We start from the raw sequence: 20,296 nt of genomic DNA, 5'->3' as shown, positions 1-20,296 counted from the left end.
GCAAATGCAGATAGAAGTGATAATCTCATTGGGCGGTTTATTACTGCCTTGATTGATGTATTTCTGCAAAAGCCCATTGCCAAAGCACGTCCCATTGTATCCATGTTTCATTCATTTATTTTCTTTGGATTTAGTTTTTATCTCTTGGTGAATGTGAATGATATTTTGGAAGCATTTGTTCCAGGTTGGACCACAATTGGAAGTGATAATATTTTTGCAAATTTGTTTAATGTATTTGCGGATATTTTTAGTGTATTTGTTTTGGTTGGGATGGTATTCTTTTTGTATCGACGTTTTGTTCAAAAACCCAAAGTTATGGAATTTAATGCAAATGTGAAATTGCATCCCGGTGTTAGTGCCGGCGGATTGAAAAAAGATTCACTCATTGTGGGTATTTTTATTCTTATTCATGTGGGCTCACGTTGGTTGGGAACGGCTATGCATTTGGCTGAAAATGGTCATACAGATTCATGGCTTCCTACGGCCAGTATCATGTCTGGGATGTTCTCAAATTGGTCTCATGCATCATTGGAAACGGGGATTCATGTAACCTGGTGGTTGGCCATGGGGCTCATTGTTATGTTCCTGCCATATTTTCCACGCTCGAAACATATCCATCTCATGATTGCACCGGTAAATTTGGCATTGGGTCGCAGAACGGCTCGGGGTGCCATGGATGGCATTACCAATTCCGCATCACCCGGTTCAAAAACATTATCCGATTTACCTTGGCCCCAAGTGCTGGATTCATGGGCGTGTATTATGTGTACCCGTTGCCATGAAGTGTGTCCGGCGCACGAAAGTGGAACGCCATTGAGTCCGTCGGCTCTGGAAATCAATAAACGGTATTTTATCAACGAGCAGGGGAACGGTCTATTTAACGGGGCTGGCAAAACATCATTGCTGGAATATGCTATTTCGGAAGATGCAATGTGGGCCTGTACCACATGCTACGCTTGCGTGGAAGTGTGTCCTGTTGGGAATGAGCCCATGATGGATATTCTGGAACTGCGGAGAAATCAAGTATTTGATGCAAAAATGCCCGACGAATTGGCCGATGTATTACGCAGTTTGGATGAACAGGGAAATTCATTTAATGAGTCAGCTCGCCGTCGTTCAAAATGGTCTAAAAAATTAGATTTTAAACTGAAAGATGCCACAAAGGAACCGGTGAAATATCTTTGGTATGTCGGTGATTTCGCCAGTTTTAATCAGAATTGTCAGGATACCACTCGGAAGGTTGCAGAAGTATTAACGGCCGCCGGTGTGGACTTTGGTATCATGGGAAAAAAGGAAAAATCTGCAGGAAATGATGTGCGACGTGTTGGTGAAGAAGGACTATTTGACGTTCTGGCAGAACAAAATATAGAAACGATTGAAAAATGCGAATTTGAAGAAATTTTTACCACCGATCCCCATACATTTAATTCATTGAAAAATGAATATCCAGAAAGGGGTGGGAATTATCCCGTGAAACATTATTCCACATTATTGTTGGAACTCATCAAAAATGGCGATATTGAGCTGAAGAAAAAATTGGATATTAAAGCGACCTATCACGATCCCTGTTATTTAGGGCGATACAATGGTATCTATGATGATCCCCGCGATGTGATGAAACTATGTGGAATCGACTTGGTAGAAATGCCGCGAAATAAAGAAAATAGCTTTTGTTGTGGTGCCGGTGGTGGACAAATATGGTTGCCGGATCATGATGATATGACCCAACGTCCCAGTGAGAATCGGATTGAAGAAGCTGTCGCAGTTGGTGTAAATAATTTTACTGTGGCCTGTCCAAAAGATATGACCATGTATGCGGATGCAGCAAAAACATCGGGAAATGAAGATACGATGGCGGTGAAGGATATTATTGATTTTGTTCTTGAAGCAATGGATTTACCTGAAGAAAAATTGACAGGATTACAGGATGAACAGGATAATTAAAAAATTAAAAACTAAAAATAGAAAAGCTAAAATTAATATCTTGTCAATCCTGTTATCCCGTCTAAAATAGGAAAATTATGAAGAAACAATTTAACTTTGAATCCGATCGTTTTTACAACAGCAACCATCTTTGGTCTAAACAAGAAGAAGATGGACGCATAACTATTGGCATGGATGAATTGGGTTTGGATTCCCTGGGCGAAATGGCTTATTTAACTCTACCGGCTGTAGGAACGCCCATAGAAATGGGGAAAGTCATGGGTTCCATGGAAGCGGCAAAAATGACAGGTGAACTTTTCGCCCCAATTTCAGGAATTGTTGTTGAACAAAATGATGCTGTATTGCAAAATCCGTTGTTGATAAACGAAGACCCTTTTGAAAAGGGGTGGTTGATTAAAATTGAACCTGCTAATTGGGCAGAAGAATCAAGTGCGATGGTCTCTGGTGATGCGCTACCCGGATGGATGGAATCTGAAATAGAACGATTTGAAACCCAAGGCATGGCTGGGTGAACACTTGGCGGTATATTGAAAATAACCGTGTAACTGCATCCGCTGGATTGGCTGCGGATGAAGTGCTCGCTACGCGAGTTGGCACCGGCACATCTCTACCCACACTTCGACTTTATACATACCAACCATGCGCATTGGTAGGGCGATTCCAGACGATTGAAAATGAATTGAATTTGGATTACTGCGCTCAAAATAAAATCCCTGTTAACCGAAGACCAACCGGCGGTGGTGCCATCATCATGGGGGAAAACCAATTAGGTGTAGCTTTGGCAATACCGGGGAAATCCGATGAATCGTATGCCAGTGTTCGAGAACGAATGTCACAATTTTCCCAAGGAATAATATCCGGGTTGAACACGTTAGGAATCAAAGTTGAATTTCGCCGTAAGAATGATTTAGAAGTTAATGGGTTAAAGATCGCCGGATTGGGTTTGCATAAAACAGCTACTGGCGGATTGTTATTTCATGCATCTTTATTAGTGGATTTAGATGTGGCTTATATGCTCAATGTTTTACAAACACCCTTCGAAAAAATATCTGATAAAGAAATTGCTACTGTGGGAGAAAGAACAACAACGGTTCGACGAGAACTTTGCGCAAGTTTTAAACTTCCGCAAAGTTTAACCTTGAATGAGATTCGAAAAACTATTCTAAATGGATATAAAAGTGCTTTTGATGTCAATATAGAATTAAGTGATTATACCGACGGTGAGATGAATGAAATTCGTCAATTAGAAAAAGATAAATACATGGATTCAAATTGGATATTCCAATCTACAGATGTGGCAGACGCAATCGGAAAATCTATTATTAAAACCGAAGGTGGTCTTCTAGATATTCGCATTGTGCTTGCGGGGAAAATGATAAAATCAGCTTTCATCGGCGGGGACTTTTTTACATCAGAACATGCCATTGCAGATTTAGAGCAAAGTTTGCGCTGGCATTCAAGCCAGGAATCATCTCTCCACGAAACTTTGTCTCAAGTGTATGAACGCTGGTCAGGCGATTTAGCAAATTTACCAATAGAATCTTTAATCAAAGCTCTGTCGTCCGCCATTCAAAAAGCAGAAATAATGGCACGAAAAACATCTTCTGATCCATATGGCTGTTTTGTATCGCCGGGGCAAACAGTTGGAGAAAAGGAATGAAGAAAAACTGGAATAATGTATTACTGGATTATTGGATGTTTGGAAAAACAAAACTTTGCGGAAGTAAAAAAACTTTCGCAAAGATGAGATAAGAATGAGAAAAATATTACCAATTGCAATTTTAACGGCGCTGATGTTTTCGGGCTGCATTTCTCTTGGAACACTATCAACTTCTGATAACGGTAAGATATTATTAAAAAAAGATGGAATTTGGAAAATTGAAGAACCGGAACTATTAAATCAATACCACACATCCATTTCATTTTTAGATAACGGGAATGTGTATATCTGGAAAGGAAATAGTCAAGAAATTGTTGGGTTTAATAAGAAGGGGAAGAAGGTTTTTGATACAAGTCCTGATATATTTTATAAACATTTGGGAGAATTACATTTGTTCCATGGTGACAACATTATTGGAGAATATTTTACAAATAATGAAGATTTTAGATTGGATCTTGGTTTTCTTATTTTTGAAAAGAATGGGAAAATAACAGATAAATGGTATTGGAATTTTAGGGAAAGCCAAAAGTATTCACCTTATGGTCATAATATTCATATCCTTTCGGATAGTCTATTGATTGTTTCCGGTCATGGATGGATTGGGAAAAATCAAATGCTTTTTGGTAAGTTTCAATACCCCGAAACAGATTTTCAAACGCTTGGGGGTTCAATTGGTCCAGGTTATGATGGCGGTGGAATGACATGGGCTTTTTCTAAATCCATTATGGTGGACAGTAGTCTTTTTTATATTGTGGCAACATCACCTTTTGTAAGAGAATTAAATCTTGATTTGGAATATGTGGGAAATAAAGGCGTGCAGGGCGAGCATTATAAATTGGGAGATTTAGAAAATAAGCCCAATTTTGGATATTGGGATTTTGACAAAGATGGAGAATCATTCCAAAACTGGATTATGCGTAATTCTCGCACAATAGATTTATTTGAACATGGAAATTATTCCTGCGTTTTGTATCGTGAAGTCTTTGAAGATGGTGACAAATATTGGTGTCAGGTTTATTCCAAAGATTTGGAAAAATACTACGGTGAAATTCAATTGCCGGAAATGCCTATCGGAAGAGATTCTCATTATATCTATTTCAGAGATTTGAGTAAAAAGAAACCAAGAATTATGAAAACAAAAATCAGAGTGAAATGAAAATGTTAAGGAATTACCCTATCTATATTTTTTCAAATCTCTATAAAAATTTTCATGAGAACCAATCATGATTAAGGTTCTGGTTTTAGGGTCAAAAGTATATGCAAGCAAAAACAAATTCGTTTTAATTTTAAACTTATGAACAAAAACATCAGCCAAATCACCATGTTTTCTGTCACCAATTGTTGGGTTTTTAATTATAGCCTTTATTTGCTCATCCAATTCTTTCTTGGTATGCTTAAACAATTTTTTTGCCTGCCTTTTAAACAAAGGCGTAGCTCGAACTTTAATCTTCGAACGAGCCAAAATTGTAGTCTTCCGTTTCGCCATTTTCTGCTTGAGACAGTCCCAGCAAAATATCGTGAATCATTTTGTATGATAAATCAGGGTTCTCGATAGAAATGCGTCCGATTTTTGCCCAATATTCAATCTGTTTCGGCACAGACCGATGTTCTACATCGGCAGTAGATTTTGCTGTTTTAAATAATTCAGAATCGATTCTGATGGCATGTTGACCCATGGTTAATCCTTTTATTGATATGGACAAATTACTACATATAGTAACAATACGCAACACAATGCAACATATTGTCAAAATACGATTCAAATACTCATTTCTTTTTATAGCGATAATTCTGAATTTTTCTTGTGCATCATATTTACAAATTTCTGATGATAATAAAATATTATTAGAGAAGATAGGATTCACAAAAATTGAAGAACCAAAATGGATAAAGCAACAATTCAGAACATTTCATTTTGGGAAAAATAACCGTATTTATATTGCTGATCATACGAATGAAACCGTCCATGTTTTTGATAAGTTCGGCAAAAAGCTACACGCTATACATAATGAATTTTCTACACATGGCATAACAAATGTTTTGATACAAAAAAATGACCATGTCTTAATTCCAAATATCACAAGTCATAATATTACAGAATACGATGAACGCGGAAAATATCTGGGAGTTTGGGCTGATTTTGATGATGATTTTGTTATTACAGGGAGTAATTTTTATTTTGTAAACGATTCTACATTTATTATTTCCGGTTCGGATAGTCTTGAATATTGGGGTGCAGATGTAACAAAGAAATCATTGTTAAATACATTTACATTCCCAAAGATGAAAAGAATTTCAAAGGGGACTTTTTTACCAAAAGAATATCTCAATGGCTATTCAGTATTAGATTACAGCCGTTCCATTTTTGTTGATGACAAGATTTTTCAATTTGTAGGTATTTCACCTTACATCCGGAAATATAATTTAAATTTCGATTTTCAAGGAATGGCGGGTGTTAAGGGGACTCACTTTACACCTGTCGTAAAAGGATTTACCGAAGATTATTTCTGTCGTGGTGATTTGTCAAATTTATTTGAATGGATGAATGGTAAATCGTCCATGCATCGTATTTTTGAATATCAGAATTATATATTGACCATTTATAAAAACAATTTTCAAATGAAAAATCCATGGTCAGATGAAATTATCGTGCAAAATGAAAATCAACTGAAAAATGAATATTGGTGTCAGGTTTATTCCAAAGATTTGGAAAAATACTATGGCGAAATACAATTGCCTGGATGGCCGTTAGGTTTTGATAAAGAGCATATTTATTTCGAAGATTATAGTAAAACTAAACCAAGAATTATGAAAACAAAAATTAGAGTGAAATGAATAACACTACCATCAATCCACCAATCCACCAATCCAATAATCTAAATGGTGAAAATCCTGTTCATCCAGTTAATCCTGTCCAGACCCCTTTTGAAATAAGAAAAGAAAATTTTCCAAATGAGATTACTTTTTACGGTCCCGGACTAAAACCACATTCTACATCTGAATTTTCCGGTTCCTTGAAAGAGTTTGTTTCCATCAGCGTTACGGGAAATAAATGTGCGCTGAGTTGCGAACACTGTAATACCAAAATGTTGGACAATATGTTGGATTTACCTTCATTTGGCGGGAGCCTGTTTGATATGGCAAAGGATTTAAAGAATAAAGGTGCAAAAGGAATTTTAGTTTCCGGTGGAAGTAATATTAAAAATCAAGTGCCATTACTTCAGCATATAGACGATATGAAACGCATTCGCAGTGAATTGGGAATGGTAATTCGGGTTCATCCCGGCTTGCCAAACGAAGAAACGTGTAAAGCATTGGCAGATGTGGGCGTGGATGGTGTAATGCTGGATATTATTGGCGACCAGGAAACCATTTCTGATGTCTATCATTTAGATGCATCACCGTCTGATTACGAAGCGGTGTTGGCGCGATTACAACACCACAAAATTCCTGCCATTCCCCACATTGTTTTGGGACATTATTTCGGGAAAATGAATGGTGAATGGGCAGCTTTGGATATAATCAAAAAGGTTCCACCGAAGATTTTAGTGCTGGTGATTTTATTACCGCTTACAGGCACGGGCATGGAAGGTGTCGTTCCCCCATCCATGGATGAAATTGGTGAGTTTTTTGAAACAGCAAGATTATCGCTACCAACAACGCCAATATTATTGGGATGTGCCCGCCCATTAGGGAATATGAAAATTGACATCGATAAATCCGCCATAAATGCCGGATTGAACGGAATTGCATTTCCATCAGAAGGCATCGTGGGATATGCGAAAGAAAAAGGATTAGAACCATCATTTATTAATGCCTGCTGTGGCGTTACTTGGTAAATAAATATGGACAGGATAACAGGATAAAACAGGATTAAAATAGTTTAAAAAAACAGACTTGGGATTAGAATAGAATGGTCATAAAGAAAATGACATTTCTTTTTAGACATCTTGTAAATCCCGTTAATCCTGTCAAAAAAAGGAAGATATGAACGAACAATTAAAATTATCATCACAAGAACAAGCAGAATTGTTAAATATTAGTCCGGATTATGTGCGGATTAGTATGGCGGCTGCTATAGAATTGGGGCTTAAACCGGGTCGAATTCACGGCTGTGGCTGTGGATGTATCAATTTGCTTCAAAATTATCCGGAAGGCTGTTTTGCTAATTGCAGTTATTGTGGATTAGCAAGAGAACGTCCTGGATTAGCTGAAGAAAATAGTTTTATCCGTGTGGATTGGCCTTTGTTTTCTACAGATCTAATCGCCGAAAAGATTGCGGAAAAAGAAGCAGAAAGCACGGTTGGGCGCGTCTGTATTTCTCAAGTGCAGGATCATCGGGCGAATAATGATTTGATTGAAATTACGCGAAAAGTTCATTCGGCTGCACCAGATGTTCCTTTATCCGGATTGGTGAATGCCACTACAATGAATGTGCCATTTTTGAAGCAATTGAAGGAAGAAGGCATAGACATTATCGGATATGGCTTGGATGCGGTGACCGAAGAATTATTTATTAAAACCCGTGGAAAAGAAGCCAGCGGTCCCCATGATTGGGAATACCATTGGGAAATGGTTCGAGCGGCTCGGAAGATTTATGGTCCTATGAATGTGAATTGTCATTTGATTGTAGGGCTTGGAGAAACAGATCGAGATTTGGTAGATATGTTTTATCGATTGAAATCTGAAGAAATCGCGGGTTATTTATTTTCGTTTAACCCTGAACCTGGCACCACTTTACAAGATCAAACACGCCAACCGATAAAACGCCATCGCCGTGTCCAGTTGGCAAAACATCTCATCGAAGAAAAAAATGTGGATCAGGATGTATTTCAATTTGATGCGAATGGCTTTATTAAATCCATCGAATCGGAAGAAGAATTGATCCAAAATACGATTAATGAAGGTTTGCCGTTTATGACAAATGGCTGTCCGGATCGAGAAGGGGTAATGGCTTGCAATCGCCCTTATGGTTCATATCGTCCCGGGGAAGAATATCGGGATTATCCATTCAAACCTACTGGCGATGAATTAACGGTCATTCGAGAACAAATGCAATTGAATGGAAGTATTTCATAAATAATAATGCCACAATCTTTTTTTGATAACCCCCTAAATCCCCCTTTAGAAAGGGGGACTATTTGGTTGCATGGCTAAAATTTATTATAATCCAAAATTAAAGCAATTATCAAGAAATCTTCGGAATAATTCTACATTGTCAGAAGTATTATTATGGAATCAATTAAAACAAAAACAAATGATGGGGTTTCAATTTAATCGTCAAAGACCTATTGGTGAATTTATTGTAGACTTTTATTGCCCAAAGTTAAAATTGGTGATAGAAATTGATGGTGAGAGTCATAATGATCGAGAAAATGAAGATCAAAGGCGAACAGATTTTCTTGAATCACTTGGTCTTACAGTGATTCGATTTGATGATAATCAAGTTAAACAGGGATTAGAATATGTCCTTCAAGATATTGAAAATTGGATAAGAAAGAAACTATTACAAAAATGAATTTGAGATATACCTTTTTAAGTCCCCCTTTTAGAAAAGGGGGAAATAGGGGGATTTGGAATGAATAAAAATATGAACGAAAAATTTATACGATTAATCCACATGGGGCGGATTCCCGGATGGCAAACGCAGGCGGTGTATCACACTGTTGCAGAGCTCATGACTGAAGATACACCGGACACCATCATCATTTCTCAACCGTCCGACGCCTATGTTTGTTTAGGTTATCATCAGAAGTTAAATGAAACATTTGACCGAAAGGTTTGTGGTGAGAAAGAGATTCCCATTTTACGCAGGAAGGTTGGCGGTGGTGGAACTTATCTGGACTCAAGCCAATTGTTCTATCAATGCGTTTTTCATAAAAGTCGTGTGCCCGCAAATTCGAATAAAGTTTATGAAATGATGCTAACACCTGTCGTGAATACATTAAAACATTTTTTTGATGTAAAGGCAGAATTAGTGGGAAGCCATGAAGTAGAAATGAATGGAAAACGAGTTGCTGGAATCGGTGGTGGTCAAATAGGCGAAGCGAGCATTGTGGTGGGAAATATTCTTTTTGATTTTGATTTCGACACGATGGCATCCGTGTGGAGTGTTCCAAATGAATCCTTTCGCGCATTAGCCAAAGAAGCCATGAAAGACCATATTATTACGCTGGATGACATTGGTTCTATGGTCAAAATGGATAAACTGGCAGATCAATTGATAGACGAATATGAAATACATTTAGGCAGGAAGCTAAATCCTGGCGGCATGACCATTGATGAAATTGAGAGAGCGGGACAAGTCGGCGCAGTTTTACGGTCAGAATCATTTTTGAATTCCATAGATGATGGGAATGGCTCATCCAAACGAAAACCATTAAAAATTGCCCGAAATGTATTTATTCATTATGATGAAATTGATATAGCTGGGGAAAAAGTAATGGGAAATTTCAGAGTGGAAGATGGAAAAATTTATTCTGCAAAATTGGATAATGGAAATTCCGAATTGGAAAATAAATTGCCTGGGAAACAATATATAAATTGACGGAATTAACTGGATGAACAGGAAAAAACATAAAAAGAATATTTTTTTACCATCTTGTAAATCCTGTTATCCTGTCTATGAAAGTTTTTAAATGAATTCGTTAAAACCTTACCTTCAAGACCCGTTTTTGAATCGGCTGTATAAAGAGATTCGACAAGCAGGAGCTATGAAATCTATCTCATTGGATTTAACGGACGAGTGCAATATCCGATGTGCGGGATGTTATTATTTTTCTGAAGAAATGGATAAAGTAAAAACGCCTTCAGACGAAAGCCAATTTGATTCATTTATTGAAAAAGAATTGGAACGGGGGACGAATTTTGTGACCATTGTTGGGGGTGAACCCAGCTTAAGATTGGATAGACTCAAAAAGATTTATGACAATTTCAAAATGAATGTATCTACAAATGGCATCATTCCAATTCCAATAGATGGATTTGAAAATATGCCTATTGGTGTGTCTATTTGGGGAAATCATGAAACGGATTCACAATTGCGAAATAAGGGTAAGCGTGATTTGTTTTCCATTGCATTAGATAATTATAAAAATGATTCACGAGCTTTTTGGTATTATACTGTTTCTGCGGGAAATGCCCACGAAATCGCATCGGTGGTGGATGAGTGCGTGGCGAATGGAAATAGAGTGTTGTTTAATTTTTACAGTGATATAGACAATCTGGGTGGTGCTTTGGATCATCGTCAAGGATTTGACAATGTAAGAGAAGAAATTGATAAAGTGATTCAGCGCTATCCGAATTTTATTTATTTATCATCCTATTTAACTAACGTGATTTCCACCGGTGAACTGTATGGTCAACAATGGGGATATGATGTATGCACAACCGTCAGCACAAATCTACCGGAATATGCAGATCGAATGAAAAATGGGAATCCATACAGTCCCCATTTTCGAGCGTATAATTCTGATTTCAAAACAACAAGACGATGTTGCACTGGCATTGATCGTTCATGTGAATCCTGCCTGGATGTATGGCAGCATTTTTCTTGGGTGATGCTGAATATGAAAAAACATTTGAGATCAAAACAGGAATTCACCAATTGGCTTACAAGTATGTATTTATTTTATCTTATCAATCGATTGGTAGATTATGAAAATGGTGTAAAACATCTTCCTGAAATTCATAAAAGAGTTAATGAAATTAAAATAGCAACAAAGGCACAAGGGGTCGAAGAAAAAATTTGAATAAATTAATAATCCTTTGTGTCTTTGAGACTTCGTGGCAGTTATATATTAATCCGACTAAACGATCAAAATGAATACTGACACACTTATTCATGTGCAAAATCCTGAAATCAAATCCGGGTTAAAAGAAATTGAATATCTTCGGGAAGAATTAGGGGAAAGAGAGAGTGAAAAAACTGAATTAGATAAGCTTATTCACGATTTCAATATTCGCCATCAACAGGAATGCGGTCGACTTATCATTCAATTACTCACCCTGCGGAAAGATAAATTAAAGAAAAAAGCTGATACAGATTTTGAATGGAAACATGCTTATGATAAAGCCGGAAAAGCATTCCATGATTATCAGAAAATATTTGATGCGGCGCAAATAGAGTCTCAATGGAACTTATCGGACGATGAACAGACGGAATTAAAAGACCTTTTCAGAAAAGCAAGTAAATGTTGTCATCCGGATATGGTGGAAGATGATTTAGAAGACGAAGCGGGTGCGGCTTTTCATGAGCTTAAATCGGCTTATAACCAGAATGATTTAAATCGCGTTCGGGAGATATGGGAATCATTAGAGAACGAAAAACAGATAAATGTATCTTCACCAACGAGCCAAGACATGAAAAAAATACAGATGGAAATTGTCAGGCTTAAATCACAATTGAATATCGTTAAATCTGATTTAAAAGAATTGAAAGATTCACAAGCATTTATTCAAGTTGTTCTTCTGGACGATTGGGATGAATATTTCGAAGAAAAGAAACGGAAACTTGAACAAGAAATTCAACATATAGAACAAAGCTCCATCATATGAAATTTGGTGTATTTATCTATTATAACCCCACTTTAATTCTCCCCTATTGCAGGGGAGATAAAAAAGGATTTCAATTGAAAATTAGATCTTTTTCCCCTGTCACAGGGGAAACACAAAGGGGTTAGAAATAATGAATAAATCACAACCCAATGCCATCGCTTATGTAGAAACCACAGACATTCATGTATTGTCTAATGTATTTGCCATTACAAATAGTTTATTGGATGAATCTTTGCCAAGTCCCAATACCCAAGAAAGCCATGATGCATTGGAATCCATGGATTGGTTTCAAAAAGGCTTATTTGCTTATCGTGGCAAACGATTTGACAATGCTATTCATTATTTTAATGAAGCTTATGCTCTTCAACCCCATAATGCACAATGTCAATATTATTTAGGAAATTGTTTTTACCGAAAAAAAGATTATACATCTTCTGTCCATCATTACGAAAAAGCTATTTCATTGAAATCCAACCATACAGAAGCCATGAATAATTTGGGCGTAACCTATGATGCGGACAGTCGGTTTAATCAGGCAATAGAATCCTTTAATAAAGCCATCGAGATAAATCCAAATTATGCCAATGCTTGGTATAATCTCGGAAACACTCATGTGCATAATCGAGAATTAGACAAAGCGATTGTCTCATATCAATCTTGCTTGAAACTTGATGCATATCATGGTAGAGCATTGTATGCGTTGGGGAATACATTCCAAAATATAGGTCAGTATGAAAATGCAATTTATGCCTATAATGAAGTCGTTAAACTTTATCCAAACCATTATAGAGCATTTATGAAAAAAGGATTGGCTCACTATAAAAATGGAGAATTTGAACAAGCATTAGATTCATATAAAAATGCTACACATATTGAATTAAAAAATGCAAAGCCCCATTATCAACTTGGACAAACTTTTGAAAAATTGAATCTGAAAGAAAAGGCGATTATTGCTTATAATCAAGCCATAGAATTAAATGAAAAACATACAAAATCATACAATTGTCTTGGAGCCATTTATGAAGCAAAAAACCAACTTGATGAAGCGACTCATTTCTTTAGGCAATCCGCCTATTGGGGAGATGTCTCAGCGAAACAGTGGGGATTGGATCATGGGTTTCATTGGTTATAAGAACATACAAGGAGTAAAAAAATGGCTGAATTAATACCGGGATTTCCACATGATGGCGTTGTAACCATAAATTACGATATGCTTTGGTCAGGGAAAGGATATTCAGAAGAAGAAGCTAAAGCAGCCAAAAAAGCAAAAGAGTTATACGGTTAGTTTCGTATCATCATTCATTTAAATAAAGGAGAATCCTTATGAGAATTCCATTAATCATTTTTACACTTTGCCAACTTCTTTTTGCCGGTCCGGATATTGGCATTTTCGAAAAAATATTGAACGCATCCGGCTCTTTTGAAGAAACGACGATAGCATTTGAAACTGCATTGGGTGAATCCAACTTAACGCTTCATTCAAAATATGATTTTAATTCATCCGATATAGATGGGCAGAAATCTCGGTTATATTTATTGACGTCCCCAAATTACATGAAAGTAGCTGAAAATGAAGAACCAAATACCATTTCAGCTCAAGTGTTACGTGTCGCAATTTATGAATATGGGAAAGGCCGTAAAACATACATTAATATGACAAACCCAGTAGCGCATGCTATGGTTTTTTATGAAGATTCAAAATCATATACAGCCTTACTCAACAGTGCAAAGAGTGTAGCTGATGAAATGAAAGCTGTCGTTGCGAATGTTCCGGGTCAAGTTGTGTCTGAACAACAACCACCTTTAAGAGATGAAGATGATTTGAATGATTTTAATGGGGATGGTCCCGCTAAAATGATGGCTATGTGGAGAAATTGGGAAAGTTCGCAGGATGTATTGTTTAAAGAAAAAACAATGGAAGCCGCTGTCTCAAAAGTAGAATCAATTATCAATGGTAGTAAAGATGGTGGTCCAGAAGAATGTGATGGTTGGCGAATTATTTCTAAAATTGATTTTAAAGATGCTGTTTATTTCGGAGTTACGAATGATTATACAGAAAATCGAACTACCAGCATTAATTCTGATTTCAGGAGCAATGGTAAATCTAATGATTCTCCATTACCTGGAATTGATCATACATCGGCCCACCCTGTTGAAATAATCGCGTATAAAGATGGACGTAAAGTAAAAGCGGTTCAATACGGGCAAATGTGGCGGATGCAATTGTATTATTGGGATTCGGGCTATGCAGCCTTTGCAAAATACACCATGATTCCGGGGATTATTTCTGGAAGTATTGAAGACCTATTTGAAGATTGATTAGCCACGAAGGCTCCAAGACACGAATAAAAGATAATCAATAGGAATTAAATAAAAAGAAAAAGCCCAAAATAGTTTGAAGATTCATAAAATAGTTTTTAAATATTTTAGTCTTTTGTGTCTTTGAGTCTTTATGGCAAAAAATATGAATTACGGATTTGTAATAGATAATAGAATGTGCATTGGCTGTCATGCCTGCACCGTTGCTTGCAAAAGTGAGCACGATGTTCCTATTGGTGTTAATCGCACCCATGTGAAATATATTGAAAAAGGGGAATACCCCAATAATACTCGGGAATTTTCAGTTCATAGATGCAACCATTGTGCGGATGCACCTTGTGTAGAAATATGCCCAACGACGGCGCTTCATACTCGAGCTGATGGTATTGTTGATTTTGACAACGATCGCTGCATCGGATGTAAATCGTGCATGCAGGCGTGTCCCTATGATGCATTGTATATCGACCCAAATACAAATACTGCAGCGAAATGTAATTATTGCGCCCATCGTGTTGATGGTGGTTACGAACCGGCTTGTGTGGTGGTATGTCCTGTAGAAGCGATTGTTTCCGGTGATTTAGATGATACGAATTCAAAAATTGCTCAACTGGTAGCCAATGAAGAAACAATGACGCGGAAACCGGAAAAAATGACTGACCCCAATTTGTATTATGTGAACGGGACGAAAGAAATGTTGGATCCCAATGCTACAGAACGAGATGGAAAATATTTATGGTCAGAGCAATCAGCGGGTGTGGGACATTATGCGAAATATGCCGATCAGAGATTGGCGGATTCAGATACGGGAAATTTATTAGTCCAATTGGCTATGGAGAATTCGGCCAGATCTGGTAAACCCATTGACCAACGTGCCATCGATAATGTAGCGAAAGAAATTCAAGAAGATATGGATTCGCAAAAAGCACGGCGAGTGTATGATTCACCAAGTAAGGGTGTCCTTTGGGGATGGGAAGTGCCTGCCTATGTCTGGACAAAAGCCATTGCCACGGGCACATTCTTAATGATGGCAATATGGCAATATTTAAATGGAAGTATTGATCCGTCCACTGAATTGGCAGGACTCATAACTACATTGATATTTATGGGATTAACGGGTGCATTTTTAGTGAAAGATTTAGATCGACCCGATCGATTCTTATATGTATTACTTCGTCCACAGTGGAAATCATGGCTGGTTCGTGGTGCTTACATTATTACAGGATTTGGCGGACTGGTCACATTGAAATTCGTTGATTATTATTTTGGACTTGGTTGGACTTGGTTATGGGCAGTTGGTGCCATTTTTGCCATACTTGGTGCGGTTTATACTGCGTTCTTATTTGGTCAAGCTCGATCGAGAGATTTATGGCAGTCCACTGAATTGTCAGCCGTTCACATGTTGGTTCACGCCGTCATGGCAGGGACAGTTTCACTCATGTTCATATCGCCGGAATTGATTCCATCCATGGCCGATACATTATTATGGGCCATTGTTGCGAATAGTATTATCATGTCGAAAGAAATTTTATTGCCCCATGATACGCCCGATACAAAAAAAGCCATCCAGCTCATGACAAAAGGATATTATTCCAAATATTTCTGGGCAGGAATTGTGATAGGAAGTGTAATGCCAATCGTGTTGCTGAATAATTATCCAAGTATGACTTTAATTGCGAGTGGATGTGCATTAATTGGAATTTATTTAACAGAATTTGTGAGGATTCGTGTGCCGCAAATGATACCATTAAGTTGAGTTAGCCACGAAGACACAAAAACACGAAGAAAAAATGGATAAAAAACACCATACAAAATTATCGGCTAAAACAGAAGATATTGCTTCCAAAATAGTGGATTCAGCATTTTCGGTTCATAAGAATCTTGGTCCAGGATTATTAGAAAAAATTTATGAAATTGCATTTTGCCATGAATTAAGAAAGCGTGGGTTAAAAGTAAAACGTCAGGTCGAGATCCCTATTGTTTATGATGGGATAACTTTTGATGAAGGATTAAGATTAGATGTTTTCGTTGAAGGACAGATTATTTGTGAATTAAAAGCTGTTGATGAAATGAATACAGTTTGGCAAGCACAAGTATTAAGCCATTTAAAATTAATGGATAAGCGATTGGGCTTTTTAATCAATTTTAATGTCCCATTGATTAAAAATGGAATTAAGAGAATCATTTTATAGAAATAACCAGAAAGACAACAAAGAACGAAGAAAGAATCATAATAACTTTGTGTCTTCGTGCCTTAGTGGCAGGATAAAAATATGAAACGTAGTTGGATAGAAACATTTTCAGAATCATTAGGACTTATTCCTAAAATATCAGACCGACCTGATTGGTCCGAAGAATTTGCTATGGAAGGTCCCCGGGAATTGTATAAATACCCTGAACCGGATGAATGGAATGATTTTACAGAATTAGACCCAAAAGCGTGGCCGGAGAAAAAAGAACGACATTATTCCATAGTGCCTACCACTTGTTTCAATTGCGAATCAGCGTGCGGTCTTTTGGCTTATATTGATAAAGATTCAAATGAAGTTCGGAAATTTGAAGGAAATCCACATCATCCCGGGAGTCGCGGACGGAATTGCGCAAAAGGTCCCGCAACCATCAACCAAATAAATGATACGGAACGGATTTTATATCCCATGAAACGAGTGGGTGAGCGAGGCGAAGGCAAGTGGGAACGCATCACTTGGGATCAAGCATTGGACGAAATTTCAGAAAAAATTGCTAAATCTTTACGGAAAAGTAAAGAAAAAGTTGTTTACCATGTGGGACGCCCCGGGCATGAAGGATATGCAGAACGGGTGTTAAAAGCGTGGGGAGTGGATGGCCATAATTCCCACACAAATATTTGTTCGGCTGGTGCGCGTGCCGGTTATGCTATGTGGCATAAATACGATCGTCCAAGTCCGGACCATACCAATGCGGAAGTTATTTTACTCGCGTCGTCTCATTTGGAAACGGGACATTATTTTAATCCACATGCCCAACGCATTATGGAAGGTATGATGAAAGGGGCCAAGCTCATTGTGATGGATCCGCGTCTATCCAATACAGCGTCTATGGCGGATGAATGGATGCCTACCTATCCCGGCAGTGAATCGGCCGTTTATTTGGCTATGGCAAAAATTATTTTAGACGAAGGCTTGTATGATCGTCATTATATGGAAAACTGGGTGAATTGGGATGATTATCTCAAGAATTTGCATCCGGACGACTCGATTGAGTTTGATCAATTCATCAAACGATTGAGTGAAGAATGGGCAGAATTCACACCGGAATATGCAGCAAAAGAAGCGCAAATTGATGCAGATCAAATTATTCGCGTGGCGAAGATGGTTGGCAAAGCGGGGAGTAAATTATCCACTCATGTGTGGCGTGGCGCTTCTATCGGGAATCTCGGTGGATGGCAAGTGTCTCGGACGCTTCATTTACTGAATGTGCTCACTGGCTCTGTCGGAACAGAAGGGGGAACATCCCCCAGTGCTTGGAATAAATTTCATCCGGAATTTTTTGATGTGCCACCAGGACCGGATGCGTGGAATGAATTGGCTTGGCCGAAAGAATATACGCTCACGCATTATGAAATGAGCCAAATTTTACCTCATTTAATCAAAGATGGCCGTGGAACAATGGATGTGTATTTCACCCGTGTATTTAATCCGGTGTGGACTTATCCCGATGGATTTTCTTGGATAGAAATGTTATCTGATGCAGAAAAAGTTGGGTGCCATATTGCATTAACTCCCACGTGGAATGAGACCGCGTTTTTTGCTGATTATGTATTGCCCATGGGGCACGCATCCGAGCGGCATGATATTAATTCTTACGAAACGCAAGCGGGTGTTTGGATTGCATTTCGTCAACCGGTATTGAGAGAAAAAGCTCGCCGTGATGGAAAAGAAGTGGAATTCACCTATGAAGTAAATCCCGGTGAAGTATGGGAAGAAGATGAATTCTGGATTGAGCTTTCCTGGCGAATTGACAAAGATGGCGATTTGGGGATTCGGAAGCATTTTATGAGCCCATATCGAGACGGTGAAAAAATCAATGTTGACGAATATTATCAATACATTTTCGAACATACGAATGGCTTGCCAGAAGTGGCGGAGAAAGAAGGATTATCTGCATTAGAATACATGCGAAAGTTTGGCGCTTTTATGGTGGATCCTGAAGTGTATGTGAAAAATGAAGATCTTGTGAATGAAGACACTATGAATGGCGCCACCGTGAAAGAGAACGGCCAAATTGAAAAAGATGGCAATATCGTTGGCATTCAAGTGGATGGAAAGAGTTTTGGTGGATTTCCTACACCATCTAAACGACAAGAAATTTATTCTCAAACTATGGTGGATTTTGGTTATCCGGAACATGCGACACCGGGATATCGAATTAAGAGCCATGTGCATCCAGACGAAATGGACACGAGTAAAAATGAATGTGTATTATTACCAAATTTCAGATTACCTACTCATATTCATTCTCGCTCTGCTAATGCGAAATGGCTCACAGAGATTGCCCATAAAAATCCCATTTGGATTCATACCAAAGATGCAAAACGCCTTGGCGTAGATAATGGAGATTTACTTAAAATAACCACACCTATTGGTTGGTTTGTGGATAAAGTTTGGGTGACAGAATCCATTAAACCTGGCGTAGTGGCCTGCTCACATCATATTGGAAGATGGCGCCGCCAGCAGGATGAGGGAAATCGCTACATGACGAATACGGTTGATATTAAAAACATGGGTGATGGACAGTGGAAGATGGAAACAGTGAAAGGGGTTGAACCTTGGGAAACGGATGATCCTGATACCAATCGCGTTTGGTGGAGAGATGGGGGTGTTCATCAGAATATCACGCATGCAGCAAATCCTGATCCTATTTCTGGTGCCCATTGTTGGCTTCAAAAAGTGAGTATATCCAAGCCGGAATCCGGCGAGAAATATGGGGATGTTTTTGTGGATACGAATAAATCATTCGAACATTTTAAAAAATGGAATGAATGGGCCAAAGAACGAGAAACACATCCAGATAGTTTACGAAGACCGCTTTGGATGGGGCGACCATTGACACCACAAAAAGAGCAGTTTTATATTAAATGAACCTTGATTATCATAATAAATTGGAGATGAAAACTCGTAACTCAAGCTTTAATAAAAATGAAAATAAAAATATAACTTGATAAACGTATCTTATATTCCTTAATATCTACCATCAGACAAACAGGTCTGATTATCTTTAAGTAAAGAAAACATGTCAAACATACTATCCAAATCGTCGCAATACGCCATTCAGGCGGTCATGTATTTAGCAGGACAACCAAAAAATAGTCCAGTTTTTCAACGAGATATTGCAAGCGCGTTGGATATCCCAAACCACTTTTTGGGAAAAGTTTTACAAATTTTGGTTAAACACGATTTAATACTTTCTCATAAAGGTATCAACGGTGGATTTGTCATCAATCAGAACGGGAGCAAAATCACATTAGATCATATTATACGGATTATTGATGGCGACGGATTTTTAGAAGGATGTATTATTGGATTTCCATTTTGTTCAGATGAAAGTCCGTGTCCCGTTCACCATGATTGGGGTAAGGCTAAAACAGAAATCTCAAAAATATTTGAACAAAAGAACATCAATCAGTTCAGTGAAGAGCTGCAGTCCAAGCTGGATATCATTTCTCTCATGAATAAAAAACAAGAGCAGGAAGCATGAAAATAAAACCACTTTCAAAATTCACCTATTTTATTATAACTGTTTTTCTGATTCAGGGTTTGGCTTTTCCCCAAAGCGACCCGG

General features: G+C 37.9%; 19 protein-coding genes and 1 pseudogene. 18 read left to right on the top strand and 2 right to left on the bottom strand.

Going from position 1 to position 20,296, the window contains the following annotated elements; translation table 11 throughout:
- The 4 genes from HOD97_02580 to HOD97_02565 form a co-directional block, all read left to right on the top strand.
- Positions 1 to 1,944, top strand: a 1,944-nt coding sequence (locus HOD97_02580) for a (Fe-S)-binding protein (protein MBT4280498.1), incomplete at its 5' end; no start/stop codon positions are given.
- A 77-nt stretch (positions 1,945 to 2,021) separates the two neighbouring features.
- On the top strand, positions 2,022 to 2,456 hold the full coding sequence (locus tag HOD97_02575) for a glycine cleavage system protein H (protein MBT4280497.1): 435 nt from the start codon (positions 2,022 to 2,024) through the stop codon (positions 2,454 to 2,456).
- Positions 2,453 to 3,604: a lipoate--protein ligase family protein gene (locus tag HOD97_02570; protein MBT4280496.1), complete on the top strand. Its 1,152-nt coding sequence runs from the start codon at positions 2,453 to 2,455 to the stop codon at positions 3,602 to 3,604. The genes HOD97_02575 and HOD97_02570 overlap by 4 nt, the downstream gene beginning before the upstream one ends.
- A 94-nt stretch (positions 3,605 to 3,698) precedes the next feature.
- Entirely contained in the window at positions 3,699 to 4,760 is a 1,062-nt protein-coding gene (locus HOD97_02565) for a hypothetical protein (GenBank protein ID MBT4280495.1), read from the top strand.
- Between the two features lie 18 nt (positions 4,761 to 4,778).
- Here HOD97_02565 and HOD97_02560 read toward each other — a convergent pair whose 3' ends face one another.
- Together HOD97_02560 and HOD97_02555 are read right to left on the bottom strand one after the other, a co-directional pair.
- Positions 4,779 to 5,090 (bottom strand): type II toxin-antitoxin system RelE/ParE family toxin, encoded by a 312-nt coding sequence (locus HOD97_02560; protein ID MBT4280494.1) that lies wholly within the window; start codon positions 5,088 to 5,090, stop codon positions 4,779 to 4,781.
- On the bottom strand, positions 5,047 to 5,280 hold the full coding sequence (locus HOD97_02555) for a hypothetical protein (GenBank protein MBT4280493.1): 234 nt from the start codon (positions 5,278 to 5,280) through the stop codon (positions 5,047 to 5,049). Before HOD97_02555 ends, HOD97_02560 begins: the two co-directional genes overlap by 44 nt.
- Before the next feature lie 58 nt (positions 5,281 to 5,338).
- Between HOD97_02555 and HOD97_02550 the strand changes: the two genes are divergently transcribed.
- From HOD97_02550 to HOD97_02485, 14 genes and pseudogenes are all read left to right on the top strand, one after another.
- Entirely contained in the window at positions 5,339 to 6,439 is a 1,101-nt protein-coding gene (locus HOD97_02550; GenBank protein ID MBT4280492.1) for a hypothetical protein, read from the top strand.
- Entirely contained in the window at positions 6,436 to 7,443 is a 1,008-nt protein-coding gene (locus HOD97_02545; protein ID MBT4280491.1) for a radical SAM protein, read from the top strand. The genes HOD97_02550 and HOD97_02545 overlap by 4 nt, the downstream gene beginning before the upstream one ends.
- 148 nt (positions 7,444 to 7,591) lie before the next feature.
- Positions 7,592 to 8,683 carry a radical SAM protein gene (locus tag HOD97_02540; protein ID MBT4280490.1) on the top strand — a complete coding sequence of 364 codons (1,092 nt, stop codon included), beginning with the start codon at positions 7,592 to 7,594 and terminating at the stop codon, positions 8,681 to 8,683.
- A 70-nt stretch (positions 8,684 to 8,753) separates the two neighbouring features.
- Positions 8,754 to 9,122: an endonuclease domain-containing protein gene (locus tag HOD97_02535; protein ID MBT4280489.1), complete on the top strand. Its 369-nt coding sequence runs from the start codon at positions 8,754 to 8,756 to the stop codon at positions 9,120 to 9,122.
- A gap of 72 nt (positions 9,123 to 9,194) precedes the next feature.
- Positions 9,195 to 10,151, top strand: a complete 957-nt coding sequence (locus HOD97_02530) for a lipoate--protein ligase family protein (GenBank protein ID MBT4280488.1) — start codon at positions 9,195 to 9,197, stop codon at positions 10,149 to 10,151.
- A gap of 91 nt (positions 10,152 to 10,242) precedes the next feature.
- Positions 10,243 to 11,355, top strand: a complete 1,113-nt coding sequence (locus tag HOD97_02525; protein ID MBT4280487.1) for a 4Fe-4S cluster-binding domain-containing protein — start codon at positions 10,243 to 10,245, stop codon at positions 11,353 to 11,355.
- Positions 11,356 to 11,425: 70 nt separating this feature from the next.
- Complete coding sequence (locus HOD97_02520) at positions 11,426 to 12,160, top strand: hypothetical protein (protein ID MBT4280486.1); 735 nt, start codon at positions 11,426 to 11,428, stop codon at positions 12,158 to 12,160.
- A 130-nt stretch (positions 12,161 to 12,290) separates the two neighbouring features.
- Positions 12,291 to 13,292 (top strand): tetratricopeptide repeat protein, encoded by a 1,002-nt coding sequence (locus HOD97_02515; protein MBT4280485.1) that lies wholly within the window; start codon positions 12,291 to 12,293, stop codon positions 13,290 to 13,292.
- A gap of 66 nt (positions 13,293 to 13,358) precedes the next feature.
- Positions 13,359 to 13,445: pseudogene (locus HOD97_02510) on the top strand (ligand-binding protein SH3).
- A gap of 38 nt (positions 13,446 to 13,483) precedes the next feature.
- The gene (locus HOD97_02505; GenBank protein ID MBT4280484.1) at positions 13,484 to 14,479 is read left to right on the top strand and encodes a hypothetical protein; all 996 of its coding nucleotides are present in this window, start codon (positions 13,484 to 13,486) and stop codon (positions 14,477 to 14,479) included.
- 145 nt (positions 14,480 to 14,624) lie between these two features.
- Positions 14,625 to 16,232, top strand: a complete 1,608-nt coding sequence (nrfD, locus tag HOD97_02500) for a polysulfide reductase NrfD (GenBank protein MBT4280483.1) — start codon at positions 14,625 to 14,627, stop codon at positions 16,230 to 16,232.
- A 34-nt stretch (positions 16,233 to 16,266) separates the two neighbouring features.
- The gene (locus HOD97_02495; protein MBT4280482.1) at positions 16,267 to 16,668 is read left to right on the top strand and encodes a GxxExxY protein; all 402 of its coding nucleotides are present in this window, start codon (positions 16,267 to 16,269) and stop codon (positions 16,666 to 16,668) included.
- Between the two features lie 81 nt (positions 16,669 to 16,749).
- A complete protein-coding gene (locus HOD97_02490; protein MBT4280481.1) occupies positions 16,750 to 19,596 on the top strand; it encodes a molybdopterin-dependent oxidoreductase in 2,847 nt (948 codons plus the stop codon).
- Positions 19,597 to 19,747: 151 nt separating this feature from the next.
- Positions 19,748 to 20,212, top strand: a complete 465-nt coding sequence (locus HOD97_02485; protein ID MBT4280480.1) for an Rrf2 family transcriptional regulator — start codon at positions 19,748 to 19,750, stop codon at positions 20,210 to 20,212.
- Positions 20,213 to 20,296: the final 84 nt, after the last annotated feature.

This window comes from Candidatus Neomarinimicrobiota bacterium, assembly GCA_018651745.1.
Lineage (GTDB): Bacteria > Fidelibacterota > Marinisomatia > Marinisomatales > TCS55 > JAAZYX01.
Note: the sequence above shows the minus strand (reverse complement) of the source record. Positions and strands in the feature narration are given on the sequence as shown.

What these genes read in the sequence shown, in the direction of transcription:
- HOD97_02575 (MBT4280497.1), top strand. Translation starts at nt 2,022, where the DNA reads ATGAAGAAACAATTTAACTTTGAATCCGATCGTTTTTACAACAGCAAC.
- HOD97_02565 (MBT4280495.1), top strand. Translation starts at nt 3,699, where the DNA reads ATGAGAAAAATATTACCAATTGCAATTTTAACGGCGCTGATGTTTTCG.
- HOD97_02560 (MBT4280494.1), bottom strand. Translation starts at nt 5,090, where the DNA reads ATGGCGAAACGGAAGACTACAATTTTGGCTCGTTCGAAGATTAAAGTT.
- HOD97_02555 (MBT4280493.1), bottom strand. Translation starts at nt 5,280, where the DNA reads ATGGGTCAACATGCCATCAGAATCGATTCTGAATTATTTAAAACAGCA.
- HOD97_02550 (MBT4280492.1), top strand. Translation starts at nt 5,339, where the DNA reads ATGCAACATATTGTCAAAATACGATTCAAATACTCATTTCTTTTTATA.
- HOD97_02545 (MBT4280491.1), top strand. Translation starts at nt 6,436, where the DNA reads ATGAATAACACTACCATCAATCCACCAATCCACCAATCCAATAATCTA.
- HOD97_02540 (MBT4280490.1), top strand. Translation starts at nt 7,592, where the DNA reads ATGAACGAACAATTAAAATTATCATCACAAGAACAAGCAGAATTGTTA.
- HOD97_02535 (MBT4280489.1), top strand. Translation starts at nt 8,754, where the DNA reads ATGGCTAAAATTTATTATAATCCAAAATTAAAGCAATTATCAAGAAAT.
- HOD97_02530 (MBT4280488.1), top strand. Translation starts at nt 9,195, where the DNA reads ATGAACGAAAAATTTATACGATTAATCCACATGGGGCGGATTCCCGGA.
- HOD97_02525 (MBT4280487.1), top strand. Translation starts at nt 10,243, where the DNA reads ATGAATTCGTTAAAACCTTACCTTCAAGACCCGTTTTTGAATCGGCTG.
- HOD97_02520 (MBT4280486.1), top strand. Translation starts at nt 11,426, where the DNA reads ATGAATACTGACACACTTATTCATGTGCAAAATCCTGAAATCAAATCC.
- HOD97_02515 (MBT4280485.1), top strand. Translation starts at nt 12,291, where the DNA reads ATGAATAAATCACAACCCAATGCCATCGCTTATGTAGAAACCACAGAC.
- HOD97_02505 (MBT4280484.1), top strand. Translation starts at nt 13,484, where the DNA reads ATGAGAATTCCATTAATCATTTTTACACTTTGCCAACTTCTTTTTGCC.
- nrfD (MBT4280483.1), top strand. Translation starts at nt 14,625, where the DNA reads ATGAATTACGGATTTGTAATAGATAATAGAATGTGCATTGGCTGTCAT.
- HOD97_02495 (MBT4280482.1), top strand. Translation starts at nt 16,267, where the DNA reads ATGGATAAAAAACACCATACAAAATTATCGGCTAAAACAGAAGATATT.
- HOD97_02490 (MBT4280481.1), top strand. Translation starts at nt 16,750, where the DNA reads ATGAAACGTAGTTGGATAGAAACATTTTCAGAATCATTAGGACTTATT.
- HOD97_02485 (MBT4280480.1), top strand. Translation starts at nt 19,748, where the DNA reads ATGTCAAACATACTATCCAAATCGTCGCAATACGCCATTCAGGCGGTC.